Origin of the sequence: Streptococcus sanguinis, from assembly GCF_008329445.1 — a bacterium.
Lineage (GTDB): Bacteria > Bacillota > Bacilli > Lactobacillales > Streptococcaceae > Streptococcus > Streptococcus sanguinis_O.
Genome location: NZ_VIBR01000001.1, coordinates 548,850 through 562,309, shown reverse-complemented (window position 1 = coordinate 562,309; position 13,460 = coordinate 548,850). Strand labels below are relative to the sequence as shown.

At 39.7% G+C, this 13,460-nt stretch carries 16 protein-coding genes and 1 tRNA gene; 2 read left to right on the top strand and 15 right to left on the bottom strand.

The genetic code is table 11. The features are described from left to right. Positions 1-38: 38 nt before the first annotated feature. Positions 39-1,022, top strand: coding sequence for a hypothetical protein (locus FKX92_RS02910; RefSeq protein ID WP_149565475.1), 984 nt, complete (start codon positions 39-41; stop codon positions 1,020-1,022). Between the two features lie 27 nt (positions 1,023-1,049). Here the strand turns inward: FKX92_RS02910 and FKX92_RS02905 are convergent, their stop codons facing one another. The 8 genes from FKX92_RS02905 to rpiA form a co-directional block, all read right to left on the bottom strand. After that, positions 1,050-2,024, bottom strand: coding sequence for a hypothetical protein (locus FKX92_RS02905; RefSeq protein WP_149565474.1), 975 nt, complete (start codon positions 2,022-2,024; stop codon positions 1,050-1,052). A 112-nt stretch (positions 2,025-2,136) separates the two neighbouring features. Continuing rightward, entirely contained in the window at positions 2,137-2,868 is a 732-nt protein-coding gene (locus FKX92_RS02900; RefSeq protein ID WP_149565473.1) for an NAD-dependent protein deacylase, read from the bottom strand. Positions 2,869-2,879: 11 nt separating this feature from the next. After that, positions 2,880-3,641, bottom strand: coding sequence for a hypothetical protein (locus tag FKX92_RS02895; protein ID WP_149565472.1), 762 nt, complete (start codon positions 3,639-3,641; stop codon positions 2,880-2,882). Next, the gene (gene deoD / locus FKX92_RS02890) at positions 3,638-4,351 is read right to left on the bottom strand and encodes a purine-nucleoside phosphorylase (RefSeq protein ID WP_002895400.1); all 714 of its coding nucleotides are present in this window, start codon (positions 4,349-4,351) and stop codon (positions 3,638-3,640) included. Before deoD ends, FKX92_RS02895 begins: the two co-directional genes overlap by 4 nt. Positions 4,352-4,641: 290 nt before the next feature. Next, complete coding sequence (locus FKX92_RS02885; RefSeq protein WP_149565471.1) at positions 4,642-5,925, bottom strand: chloride channel protein; 1,284 nt, start codon at positions 5,923-5,925, stop codon at positions 4,642-4,644. A gap of 2 nt (positions 5,926-5,927) precedes the next feature. Continuing rightward, entirely contained in the window at positions 5,928-6,740 is an 813-nt protein-coding gene (locus tag FKX92_RS02880; protein ID WP_149565470.1) for a purine-nucleoside phosphorylase, read from the bottom strand. 29 nt (positions 6,741-6,769) lie between these two features. Further along, positions 6,770-7,981, bottom strand: coding sequence for a phosphopentomutase (locus FKX92_RS02875; RefSeq protein ID WP_149565469.1), 1,212 nt, complete (start codon positions 7,979-7,981; stop codon positions 6,770-6,772). 13 nt (positions 7,982-7,994) lie between these two features. Then, entirely contained in the window at positions 7,995-8,672 is a 678-nt protein-coding gene (rpiA, locus tag FKX92_RS02870) for a ribose-5-phosphate isomerase RpiA (RefSeq protein ID WP_149565468.1), read from the bottom strand. Positions 8,673-8,848: 176 nt separating this feature from the next. Here rpiA and mnmE point away from each other — a divergent pair, with 176 nt between their 5' ends. Further along, positions 8,849-10,222, top strand: a complete 1,374-nt coding sequence (gene mnmE / locus FKX92_RS02865) for a tRNA uridine-5-carboxymethylaminomethyl(34) synthesis GTPase MnmE (protein ID WP_149565467.1) — start codon at positions 8,849-8,851, stop codon at positions 10,220-10,222. 183 nt (positions 10,223-10,405) lie between these two features. On the opposite strand, the gene FKX92_RS02860 is transcribed toward mnmE, so the two are convergent. From FKX92_RS02860 to FKX92_RS02830, 7 genes are all read right to left on the bottom strand, one after another. Beyond that, positions 10,406-10,780 (bottom strand): hypothetical protein, encoded by a 375-nt coding sequence (locus tag FKX92_RS02860; protein WP_149565466.1) that lies wholly within the window; start codon positions 10,778-10,780, stop codon positions 10,406-10,408. 24 nt (positions 10,781-10,804) lie between these two features. Next, complete coding sequence (locus FKX92_RS02855; RefSeq protein WP_149565465.1) at positions 10,805-11,311, bottom strand: NINE protein; 507 nt, start codon at positions 11,309-11,311, stop codon at positions 10,805-10,807. A gap of 485 nt (positions 11,312-11,796) precedes the next feature. Beyond that, positions 11,797-11,868: transfer RNA gene (locus FKX92_RS02850), tRNA-Arg, on the bottom strand. 40 nt (positions 11,869-11,908) lie between these two features. Next, on the bottom strand, positions 11,909-12,256 hold the full coding sequence (rplS, locus tag FKX92_RS02845; protein WP_002900259.1) for a 50S ribosomal protein L19: 348 nt from the start codon (positions 12,254-12,256) through the stop codon (positions 11,909-11,911). 118 nt (positions 12,257-12,374) lie between these two features. After that, a complete protein-coding gene (gene crcB, locus FKX92_RS02840) occupies positions 12,375-12,701 on the bottom strand; it encodes a fluoride efflux transporter CrcB (protein WP_187759369.1) in 327 nt (108 codons plus the stop codon). Further along, the gene (crcB, locus tag FKX92_RS02835) at positions 12,698-13,072 is read right to left on the bottom strand and encodes a fluoride efflux transporter CrcB (protein WP_149565463.1); all 375 of its coding nucleotides are present in this window, start codon (positions 13,070-13,072) and stop codon (positions 12,698-12,700) included. Before crcB (FKX92_RS02835) ends, crcB (FKX92_RS02840) begins: the two co-directional genes overlap by 4 nt. Continuing rightward, positions 13,072-13,335, bottom strand: a complete 264-nt coding sequence (locus FKX92_RS02830) for a chorismate mutase (protein ID WP_002933578.1) — start codon at positions 13,333-13,335, stop codon at positions 13,072-13,074. The genes crcB (FKX92_RS02835) and FKX92_RS02830 overlap by 1 nt, the downstream gene beginning before the upstream one ends. Positions 13,336-13,460: the final 125 nt, after the last annotated feature.

The window sequence follows — 13,460 nt, the reverse complement described above, 5'->3', positions numbered from 1 at the left end:
TTATTTTAGATTCTTAATAAAATTCATAAGGAGACTGAATGAAGTCAAAACGTCACGCTAAATTATTTTGGGGATGTATTATTCTTATTCTTCTCGGAATAATTACTTACTTCAACATACACCCTATCCCTACTTTGATTAAGTCTGGTCCAACCATCACTATAAAAAATAGTGACGGTGGTTTTTTTAACACTACAAATCCTGTTAAAAACCTAGAAGACGCTGAAAACAATTTTTATGTAAAATTCAATATAGAAAATTTCGATTATGCTTCTGAATCAGATTTTAATATTTATGATAATAAAGGAAAGCAAGTCCCAATAATTGACTCTAATTCTACTTTTACTGAATATCCAAGTAAGGATATTCAAATTTGGTTCACAGGAAAAGCAAATACTAAGTATAGACTTGTATATAAGGATGATAACAATATCGACTATAGCGTCAATTTTGATACGCCTTCAAAAAAAGCATATATAAAAAAAGATGATCAGATTGTTAAAGCATTTGTTAAAAAATATTTAGCAAATGGAATAAAAGACGAATTAACTGAAAATATCATTAAATCTAATTCGAATAGGATATATGCTAATATCTCACCATACTATACTCCATCAGATAAAGAAAACAAAGCTATTGTTCAAGCATATTGGGAAACTTATATAAAAAACTGGACGAACTATAGTATAGAAATGACTGAAGCTAACGATGAAAGATATTCATTTACTATTACGTATAAATGGGGTGAGCCAGATATGGAAGAGTTAAATAAAAGGATAGATGAGAGAGAAAATCAATTAAAAAAAGAGCTGGGTAGTGATTATGAAAAACTCTTCAAGAAGATTATTACTGAGATACCAACTATGATTAGAAATACCTCACAGAAAGAACCTGAAGAAAAATCTATAAGTTTTTCAATATATAGAGAGGAAATAAAAGCACTTAATAGTAGAACCAGTTTCGATGATATTTCAACGATTTCAAGTATATTTAAATTTTCTCTCATGAAATTATATCCTTAAAATGAAAGAATCCAGATAATTTCTAAGCTATCTGGATTCTTTTTTATTTTGATTTAGAACTTCAGCAATGTATTCAGATTTATTTTCATCTGTATAGGTTTTTGAGTTTGACTTAACCTTATAGACATGATCATTAATTTGTTCGACTATATAAGAATGTGTAATGGTCATTTTAAATTGATCCCCAGTCGTGCTAACGCTTAGAGGCAAGTTAGTCAATTCGTCTGAGTAAAATATCCTGTAGTAATAATAATTTGATGTATGAGACAATCTATTTTCATAAATTTCATCCCTTCTTTCCCAATAGTTCCCTTCGTATTGATTTTGATAATCATCAAAAAAATCTATTTGGTTATCTAAATATTTTTTCGATCTAATAAAGAAAATTGGAGTCCAGTTAACATCAGGTTTATTTCCATATTCATAATATGACTGCATTTTCCCGTTTTTAGGATTTTTCAACTGATAAGAAATCTCATTGTTAACTTCTGGAACCTGAAAAAACGTATCTCCTACATACAGAAACAACAAAGGCTCCAAGATGTCCTTGGATTTATTATTATCTGACAATTTTAATTCTGGAAAACGGAAACTTAATTTTTGATATAGTGAATCATTTAAAAGTTCTATGCTAAAAGCAGGACCAACAGTGGAAGGCTCTTCTATGGGAATTTTTGCCTTGCTACCATCAGTAAAAGTGACATGTAAAATTTGTTTTCCATTATGCTTGTTCCAATTTGATAAAGTTTTCTCTGTCCACTCTTTATTTTGAGGCGCTTCTTCAGACTTGTCATGCACAAATTCAATATTTAAGTCTTTAACTACTTTTTTCTTAGGTTTGATATCAGTTACTTTATAATTATATACCGTATAGTAAATATTCTCTGAATCAAACCATTCTGGCTTGAGGTAGTAGCGTAATCCAATATATCCAATATATCCAATCACTACGATAATTGTTCCAGCTAAAATTAACTTCTTCTTCCTGTTTAATTTCTTCATAGAGCCCTCCTGAGTTCTTTATCTTATTATAGCATAGTCAAAAAATTTTATATAGAATATTCCTCCTGGACGAAAGCCAAAAACACCCGAAAAAGCTTTTTCAGGTGTTTTTCTATTGTTTCAACTTCCCCAACACTTCTCCAATCTTACCCTCAATGACTAGATCTGCCTGGCTGTCTTGAGGGATGCTGGTCTTGTTGATGACGACCAGATGCTTACCTGAAAAGTACTGGATGAGGCTGGCTGCGGGATAGACGACTAAGGAAGTGCCGCCGATTATCAGCAGGTCCGCTTGATGGATAGCTTGAGCTGCCTGCTGGAAAACTTCCATATCTAGCGGTTCTTCATAGAGAGTTACATCTGGCTTGACAATACCGCCACAGTCAAGGCAGCAAGGAATGGTGCCCTGCAGAGCCAGAAAGCCATCCAAATCATAGAATCGCTGACAATTAAGACAGTCATTTCTATCTGCACTGCCATGAAGCTTGAGAACCTTTTTCGAACCGGCCATTTCATGCAAGCTATCGATATTTTGGGTCACTACAGCCTTAAGCTTGCCTGCTTTCTCCAAATCTGCCAAGTAGACATGAGCCGCATTGGGCTTAGCATCCGGATAAAGCAGATACTTCTTGTAAAAGTCAAAAAACTCCTGCGGATAGCGCTCAAACATCGTGTGAGAAACCAGCTGCTCCGCTGTAAAGTGCCGTCCCAGCTTGACGCTATAAATTCCATCAGAACTGCGAAAGTCCGGAATATTGGACTCAGTCGAAACACCCGCCCCACCGAAAAAGACGATATTCTGACTTTGGTCTATCAATTCTTGCAGCCTTGCAATCTTATCCATCCTGCTACTCCTTATAAGAGACTTTCTATGACCGCATTCGCTCGGTTGAAGTAAAAAGGTTCCCTCTGATATACTATGCCTGTCTCCTGCGCCAAATCAACCAGAAGTTCCATAAAGTGCTGAGATGAGAAACCTGTCGTCCTGTGCAATTCTTCCTCATCGAAAGGCTTGATAAGGTGAGCCAACGGATTGCGGACTGACTTTTCTAACTCTCTTAGCTGCCGTGCCGACTCTTTGACAGATTCGGGCAAATTCAACTGCAAAATCAGACCCGTCAAACTAGAAGAATTAACCGTGCTTTCCGCATGAAAATTTTGCAGGTCAGGATTATCAGAATTTCGCATCTTTTCAAACTTCCATCGGTCGTAACTAGCCCCTCGCGAATTATGAATATAGCTCTCAATATCTGGTATTTGCATGCGAATCAGCCGCATAAAAATCCGATAAATAGCCGGACTGACAGCTCGGATAAAATCAATCAGCTGCTCATTTCTCAGCTTGGCTTCCAGATCATAAAGGTAATTGACCAGCTGCTCATCCGCTTCATCTTCATGGCAAAAAAGCTGAAAATCAGCTAGGACAGACCCAGTGATTTCCAAATTTAGATTCATCATAGATTGGATGTTGAGCTCTCTTCGCTCCGCTAAAGCCTCAAGAAGATTAACCAAGTCAGACTGGACACTGCTTCCTGCTCGCTCAGCTAGTTTATGAGCATAAGCATAGTCATAGCGGGAAATAGCAAAGAGAATGGCTTCTTTGACATCTAGTTTCATGCTTCTGCAATCAAGGTTTCCAAACCAACCTTCATCATATCGGTAAAGGTATTTTGGCGCTCTTCAGCTGTTGTATCCTCTTCAGGATTGACCAAGCTGTCAGAAATAGTCATAATTGCCAGAGCATCTACATGGTGCTGAGCAGCCAGATAGTAAAGAGCTGCCGCTTCCATTTCAACAGCTTTAACTCCCCATTTACCAAGCTCAATATTCTTTTCAAAGTAGTTTGAGTAAAAGACATCAGACGACAAGACATTCCCAACATGGGTTGTCATACCGAGATCTTTGGCGATATGATAGGCCTTATCTAGTAAATCAAAGCTAGCGATTTGTGGAAAATCATACTGTGGCCAGTCATTACGAATAATGTTGGAGTTAGTTGCAGCCGCCTGCGCCAAAACCAATTCACGGACATGGACATCAGCATTCAGCGAGCCAGCAGTTCCGACACGGATTAGCTTTTTCACACCGTAGTCAACAATCAACTCACGCGCATAGATAGAGATTGAGGGCATTCCCATTCCAGTCCCCATAACAGATACACGATGACCCTTGTAAGTACCAGTGTAGCCGAACATATTACGGACTTCATTGAAGCAAACAGCATCCTCAAGGAAATTCTCCGCAATAAACTTAGCCCGAAGTGGATCACCTGGAAGAAGGATTTTATCAGCAATCTCGCCTTGTTTAGCAGCAATATGAATAGACATAATTTATGATACAAAGAGCGACAAGAAAACGACTGAAAATTAGGAATCTGACGAGAAATCCTGATTTCTCAGTCAGATTATTTATTTTCCGAGTTTTCCGCTCGTGTTCAAATCTGAACACTTCACTCTACCTTTCTTTTTTTATTTTTATATTTCATAGCTAGGAAAAATCGTATTCAATCATGACTCCGATAATCCTACTTCATTTTTATTTCAAACAGTTATTGATAAACTGACAATAGTTTTTAATCTTTTAAGATAAATCCTTGGTTAGAAGAAACGGGCATTTCCTACCTAATTACTTTATTCTTTGACATCTTACACAGTATACTAGCCCAAGGAAAGCGGTCTAACACTTTTGCAAAACCATAAGCTAGGAAAGCTGTTACTAAGAGATACGGAAGAGAATCTAAACCTAACCCAGTGAAACCTATTACTAATCCAGTTGCAGACCAGGGCGCCCTCAAGGTCACAGATAAAAAGCAAACCGATCCCAAAAGCAAAATGCTTGGCTGGCTGTCCAAACCTAGAATCATGCCCAAGAGAGCAGCTCCAGCCATCCCCAAGGCAAAAGATGGCGTAAGAGTGCCACCATAGACCCCTGCCCAAAGGATAATAAGAACGACCACTGCTTTTAGGAAAAACATGAGAAGCACTGTTTTACCATCGCTACCATTTAAAATTTCCTGAGCCATCATGCGTCCATTGCCAAGTAGATGTGGAAAGTAACTTGCCAGACCAACAAGAAACAGAAAAGCTGAGGGCAAAGTGAGAAGTATTCGTTGATCTTTTATCTTGTTTAAAGACACTTCTTTACTTAAGCAACCAAAAAGCCAAGCTAGGGGAGTTAAGAAAAGAAGTAATAAAGGGACAATCCACACTTCCTTTAATGACCATGCGATAGCTGGAAGCTGGTAAAGAGCATGATCTGAAATAACCAAGCCTGCTATATAGGTAGACACATAGGTAGTCAAACCAACTAAGACAAATCGCTTGATAGATAAAGAAATTCCTAGAGTCTCAAAAACGAAGAAAACACTTGTTAATGGAATCTGATAGACAGCTGCTAAACCAGCACCAGCACCACAAGCAAGGAGAAAGATACGATCCTTCATAGACAGTATACATATTTTTCCAATTGGACCTGCAAATAGGGCTCCAATCTCTCGTGGTGCAGCTTCTTTGCCAATAGGTGCTCCCCCTCCAACTGCAATAATCTGCCAAATTGAATGAAATAGCTGTTTTAAAAAATGAAGCTTGTATTGTGAAGTCTCATCCTTCATCTGAGCTTTGATGGAATAAATCTTCGACCTTTTTTGCAAGAAGTACCAGACTAAGGACGAGCTAAGACCCACGATTATTAAACTTAGTCCTATCCGTGAGGAGGAAACTCCATCTGTCAAAAATCCATTATGATGCTCTGACTGACCAAAAGCTAGCCCCTCCGCCATCTCTAAAAGATAATGGAGAAATATACCAGATAAACCCGAAACTATTCCTTGTAGAATTACTGCTATGAATAATCTAAAATTATAAGGGATTTTTCGAAAAATTCTCCTCAATTCTATTAACATGATTACAATTCAGCAAGTGTTTCTTTAAGTAATCGTTTGAAATCACCCTTGACACGTTCTGTTACTTCAACCACTTCCTCATGATTAAGCTCTTCTTGGAACCCAGCAGCAAAATTTGTAATGCATGAAATTCCAAGGACTTTCAAACCAGAATGTGCTGCTACAATCACTTCAGGAACAGTAGACATGCCGACTGCATCCGCTCCAAGCGTCTTATATGCGCGGATTTCTGCTGGCGTTTCATAAGTTGGTCCAGTTACACCGATATAAACACCCTCATCCAGCTTGATACCAAACTTATCAGCAACTTTGTGAGCGACGGCACGGTATTCTGGAGTGTAAGATTTAGACATATCAGGGAAACGTGGACCAAATTCACCCAAGTTTTCACCGATCAAAGGATTTTGGCCAGTCATATTGATGTGGTCAGTGATGGCCATCAGTGTACCAGGACCATAGCCAATACCACCGGCAGCATTGGTCACAATAACACCTGTCGCACCAAGAGCCTTCATCACACGCACAGGGAAGGTAACGATTTCTAATGGATTTCCTTCATAGAAATGGAAACGGCCTTGCAGCGCCAAGACTTTCCGTCCTGCCAAGTCCCCATAGACTAATTTACCAGCGTGACCAACAACAGTCGAGCGGCCCCAGTTTGGAATATCCGCATAGTCAAGACTAACGGCATTTTCTATTTCAGAAGCCAATTCTCCCAAACCAGATCCCAAAATCAGACCAAATTCAGGTTCTGTCATACCTTTTTCTTTTAAGAAGGCTGCTGTTTCTTTGATTTTTTCTGATAAGCTTGTCATAAAATATTTTCCTCACTCTCTTATAATGCTTATACCAATTTGTCCAAGAAGCTTTCTCCAATCATCGCCTTGTCCACTCCGAAGTTTTCCGCAATGGTAGCTGAGATATCCGCAAAGTGTCCGACAGGAATATGACCATGACCGCTCAGCGATTTTCCGAAGACCAAGAGCGGAATGTACTCACGAGTGTGGTCGGTTCCGGCATAGGTTGGGTCATTACCATGGTCAGCAGTAATCATGAGCAGATCATCTTCACGCATATTTTCAATGATTTCTGGGATGCGCGCATCAAACTCTTCCAAGCAGTCACGGTAGCCATGTGGATCACGGCGGTGACCATAAAGAGCATCAAAGTCTACTAGGTTGGTAAATGAGAAACCTTCTTTGAAATTCTCGTCTTTCAGAGCTTTGACCAAAGTATCTACACCATGATTGTTAGAGTTATTGTGTCCCATATCATGATTGATTCCAGCGCCATTGAAGATGTCGTTAATCTTACCAACAGAATAGGTAGCAATTCCAGCTTCATTGAGCTTATCAAGTACAGTTGGATTAAACGGAGAAACAGCGTAGTCGTGACGGTTGGCTGTACGAGTGAAGTTGCCTGGCTCACCTACATAAGGACGAGCGATAATACGTCCTAGAAGCACAGGGCGTTCCAAGGTAATAGAACGGGCGAATTCACAGATACGATAGAGCTCTTCCAAAGGAATCACTTCTTCGTGTGCCGCGATTTGCAATACTGGGTCAGCAGAGGTGTAGATAATCAGCTCGCCTGTTTCCATCTGACGAGGACCAAAGTCATCAATAACTGCTGTACCAGAGTATGGCTTGTTAGCCTCACGAATGACTTTACGACCGGAAAATTCTTCAATTTGAGTCAGGATTTCTTCTGGGAAGCCATTCCAGAAAGTATCAAAAGGCTCAGTAATATTGAGACCCATGATTTCCCAGTGGCCTGTCATCGTGTCTTTTCCAAGTGATACTTCTTCCAGCTTGGTATAGTAGCCGCTAGGGTTTTCTTCTTGAGGAACGGTCTTCAAAGGAGTAGGACGCTCGATATTTCCTAGACCGATCTTAGCCATGTTTGGCACATTCAGTCCTACCGTTTTGGAAATATGTCCCAGAGTATCTGAAGCACCATCTGGTACCCCTGCATTGACAAAATTATTGGCATCCGGTGCAGCACCGATACCAACTGAGTCCATGACTACCAAGTGAATACGATTAAATTTTGGCATAAAATACCTCTTTCTATTTATTGGCCTCTAAAACTTGAAGACCTGATTTTCCAGCAACAATAACCTTGTCTACCATTTGATTAAACAATCCATGCTCCACTACTCCCACAACATGATCAAGTTCTTGTGCAAACTCAACTGGATTTTCAATCACACCTAAATCTAAGTCAATAATGAAATTCTGCATGTCCGTGACAAAACGTTGGCCATCTTTCTCACGAAAGGCTGGCTTATATCCAGCACGCTCAAAGCGACGAAAGAGCTGTTCAGCACCGTACTGAACAACTTCTACTGGTAGCTTGAAGGCACCTAACTTCTCGACCATCTTGCTCTCATCGACTACCCAGATATAGTGCTTGGTGGGCACCGCTACGACTTTCTCCATGAGAAGTGCGCCACCACCGCCCTTGATACCATTAAAAGCTGCGTCAACCTCATCAGCACCATCAATTGTCACATCAACAAAGTCAACTTCATCAATGGATTTGAGCGGAATACCTAATCCTTCCGCCTGTTTGCTAGTGACACTGGAAGTCGTGACAGCTGTTATCTGCAGTCCTTCTTCCTTGATACGACGGCCAATTTCTTCGACAAAATAATAAGCGGTCGAACCCGTCCCGAGACCAACAATCATCCCGCTTTGGACAAATTCAGCAGCCTTGATTCCTGCCAGTTTCTTTAGATTTTCCATAGCACCTCCTCAAATCACACTACTTTCATTATATCATGATTCTCATTAACATGAAAGTGTTTTCTTTGCCAGACTTAAATTTCATTTATTCCGCTTGGTAATCGAAAGCCTTGCTCCTCCTTGATTTTTGCGTTACAATTAAGGTAATTGATTTTAAAACTAAGGAAAAATACAGTATGATTACCAGAGAATTTGATACAATCGCTGCGATTTCTACGCCTCTTGGCGAAGGGGCTATCGGTATCGTCAGACTAAGCGGGACTGACAGCTTTGCTATTGCCCAAAAAATCTTCAAAGGGAAAAATCTGAGCGAAGTGGAAAGTCACACACTCAACTACGGTCATATCGTTGACCCTCAAAAACAGGAAATTCTGGACGAGGTTATGCTTGGTGCTATGCGCTCTCCCAAGACCTTCACGCGCGAGGATATCATCGAGATTAACACTCACGGTGGAATTGCGGTTACTAATGAAATTTTGCAGCTGGCTATCCGCGAGGGCGCTAGAATGGCTGAGCCTGGTGAGTTTACCAAGCGGGCCTTTCTCAATGGGCGCGTAGATTTGACTCAGGCTGAGGCTGTCATGGACATCATCCGCGCCAAGACCGATAAAGCTATGAACAACGCTGTCAAGCAGCTGGATGGCTCCCTCTCCAACCTTATCAACAATACTCGTCAGGAAATCCTCAACACACTGGCTCAGGTCGAGGTCAATATTGACTATCCCGAGTACGACGATGTGGAAGAAATGACAACCCAGCTTATGCGAGAAAAAACAGCTGAGTTCGAGGCTCTGTTGAGCAATCTTCTCGATACTGCACGACGAGGTAAGATTTTACGCGAAGGCATTTCCACTGCTATCATCGGTCGGCCTAATGTTGGCAAGTCCAGCCTGCTCAACAATCTCCTGCGCGAGGACAAGGCCATTGTGACTGATATCGAGGGTACGACTCGGGATGTGATTGAGGAGTATGTCAATATCAAGGGCGTGCCGCTCAAACTCATCGATACCGCAGGGATTCGAGAAACCGATGACCTTGTGGAGCAGATTGGAGTTGAGCGCTCTAAAAAAGCCTTGCAGGAAGCTGACTTAGTCCTCTTAGTTCTCAATGCCAGCGAGCCTCTGACAGACCAAGACAGACAATTGCTCGAAATCAGCCAAGACAGTAATCGCATCGTCCTGCTTAACAAGACTGACCTTGAAGAAAAGATTGAGCTGGACCAGCTGCCAACTGATGTCATCAAGATTTCCGTCCTCCACAATCAAAATATCGATAAAATTGAAGAACGCATCAATCAACTCTTCTTTGAAAATGCTGGTATCGTCGAGCAAGACGCCACCTACCTGTCCAACGCCCGCCACATTTCCTTGATTGAAAAAGCTCTGGAAAGCTTGCAAGCCGTCAACCAAGGCTTGGAAATGGGTATGCCGGTAGATCTTCTCCAAGTCGATATGACCCGCACCTGGGAAATCCTCGGCGAAATCACTGGTGACGCCGCACCAGACGAACTCATCACCCAACTCTTCAGCCAATTTTGCTTGGGGAAGTAGCCCTCTTCAGTAAAAGAGTCTAATTCAGTAACTAATTTTTCCTAAAGATTAGATAGGATACCAGACATTATTTCCAGACTATTTCAAACCAAACTATGGTAAATGAAGAAAAAATGATAATACAACAAAAGAGACCAAAACGGTCTCTTTAATTAAAACAAATCAATCAACTAAAAAAATATATTAGTTTGAGTGTGTTATTTCATCCACAACAATGGTCGGATATTCTCCTCCAAAATCAGCCAAACCAGTACTAATACCTTTCACTTCTATATTATCATTAACATTTATACCTTGTTTACTATCGTATTTGTCAACAATTAGTTTAATAGGTTGATTTTCATCATTATTTAAATCAACACTTACCAAAGTTCTATCCTCAAAATCCCAAGAAGAAATAACTTTCCCTCGAATCCTAACTTTTCTTTTAATATTTGAACTAAGAGATTGATAATTCACTTCTTCATAATTAGACGAAATTGATTCACTAATGAAATACGAAGCTACTAATATCGTAACTGATAACAATAGCCATAAAATTTGTCTTCTTTTTACCACAACTTTATTCTATCTCCTTGGAATTTATCTCAAATCTTCACCATATGAATCTTTGGACCAATACGATTGTTCATTAGAACAAAATATAAGCAAAGATTCAATGAACCCCCAAATAAAACACAAAACTAAAACTATATATAAGAAAACTATTGACTCATAATAATAAAGACCACCCGGAGATTTTTCGTTGGATAATATAGTCGCAAAAGCCACTGGTAAAATATGATAAAATGCTTTTGAGTATTGTCTTAAATAAAAATCATGCAAACCAATAATTCCACCAAATAAAGCTAAGAAACCTGCTATTTTTCTTGACTTATCGCTTTTATTAGCAAACTGTAAAATATCATCTGATAAAACTTCATTTTGCAAAGGCTTTAACACAAGGAAGTCATTACCATTTTGGTACACTTCAACTATATCACCCAACTTAGGCGTAAAATCTAAATCTTGAAGTTGTACAACGATAAAACCTCCAGTTTCATTAGCAATATAAACATCCGTAATACCTATCTTTACTATTTTCTTCATAAACCTTTCTCCTAAAACAATTATATATCAAAGTATATAAATTGTAAATAATTTTCTATAGCCATTTTTTAAAGTTTATTATAGCTCCATACTACCGTTCTCCAAGAGTAAAAGTTATTAACAGAATTGAAAAATAATCCCGACCTAGTTAATTATGTCTATGCAAAATTTAGAGTTTCTAGAACTGCCGATATTGATGTGATTATAGAACGAGCCAAATTATCAAGCAACTAGAGTAAAAATAAATCACCCCTAGCCAATTCTGCTTTGGGAAATAGAGAACAAGAGACCTAAAATTTAGGTCTCTTTTCAAATGCAGTAATTTATTCACTATACTCATTAAGTATCCTTTTAAATTAAGAACAGCATTTTAAAATTTCAGTCCAAAACTGACGTTATCGACTCAGTCAGGCTCAAGAGAAAATGACAACCCATCTCTTTTCCTCTTGAGAGCATTGAAAAAAGCCTTAGTCAGGCTTTAAGAATGTCCCCTGCCGGAATCGAACCAGCAACTACTCCTTAGGAGGGAGTTGTTATATCCATTGAACTAAGGGGACTTAGAGAAAAACTCTGCCCAACGACAGAGTCTTTCTAAGATTAACGGCGAATTTCTTTGATACGCGCTGCCTTACCTTGCAATGCACGAAGGTAGTACAATTTAGCACGACGGACTTTACCGTAACGAACGACTTCAATCTTGTCAACACGTGGAGTGTGGATTGGGAAAGTACGTTCAACACCGATACCGTTAGAGATTTTACGAACGGTGTAAGTTTCTGAGATACCAGCACCTTTACGAGCGATAACCACACCTTCAAAGATCTGGATACGTTCGCGACTTCCTTCGACAACTTTCGCGTGAACGCGGACAGTGTCACCAGGACGGAATGCAGGGATGTCAGTACGAAGTTGACCTTCAGTCAAGCTTTGGATTAATGGATTCATTCTTTCTACTCCTATCTTACTAATCTTAAGGTTCAAGACCGCAGCGGATTAGCCGTTTTTTGTGCTTCCATTAGGCACAAACTATATTATATCAAAATTTCTAAAAATGTAAAGATGTTTAAATGAAAATTCCCAAAAGAATTGCTAAAAAACCGAGGATATAAGTCAAAGCCAAATAGAGAACAAATTTCTTTCGCTCTGAAAAGAGAACAGCCAGCTCAGCGTTCATGGTAGAAAAAGTCGTCAAGCCACCACAGAAGCCCGTTGCTAAAATGACATAAAGCTGCTTGTCTTCGATATGATTATAAAAATATCCAATGAGAAAAGCACCTAGAAGGTTTGCCACCAAAGTCCCAATCGGCAGAGATGCCCTGCTATTGACCTTGGAAAAAACATAACGCACAAGAGCACCAGCGCCACAGCAGATTAACATCGCCCACATCATGCCTTCACCTGCTTTCCAGCCCATAGGGCGATTGCAAGGCCACCACCTACACTTAAGACTAGATAGATAAGAAGCTCCATATAGCGCCCTGAATCTGCTAACTTGACGCCGTCTAGCAGAAGACCAGAAAAGGTCGTCAAACCTCCGCAAAAACCGGTCGAAAGTGCTAGAATTAGGCGCTGGGACTTAACTTTACTACTAAGATAGCCCTTGATAATATAGACTAGCAAAAAAGTTCCCAAATAATTGACCAGTAAGGTAGCCAGCGGAAATGAATCAGCAAAAACTGATAAGAGCGCTACTTGGTAACGTAGCCAGCCGCCTGCCATCGCAGATAAAACCACAGCTATTGAGTTCTGTACTTCTTTCATTAGATATTTTTATTCTGAAATTCACGCGAACGTTTTAAAATGTCAGAAAAGGTCGCAATAACAGTTTCCTTGTAGTCTTTGTTTTCAACCTTATCCGCCACTCTGGCAAAAATCACATCTTCTCTTTTACTATCCAAGACAGCTGTGCCTGTTAATTTTTTTAAAGCCACGACTTGGCCAACCAGATTCATGCGTTGCTCCAGCAGGGCAACGATTGCATCATCCACTTGATCAATTTCCTGTCTGATTTCTTCTAACGTCATCTCATTCCTCCTTATATTCTATCTATCATATCAAAAAATAGTAAAATTTTCTAGTTTAATTCTAAATAAAAAAGTCCACCGAACCTTGGATTAAGGAGAACTCGCAAAAGCGAGTTTTTATCCGC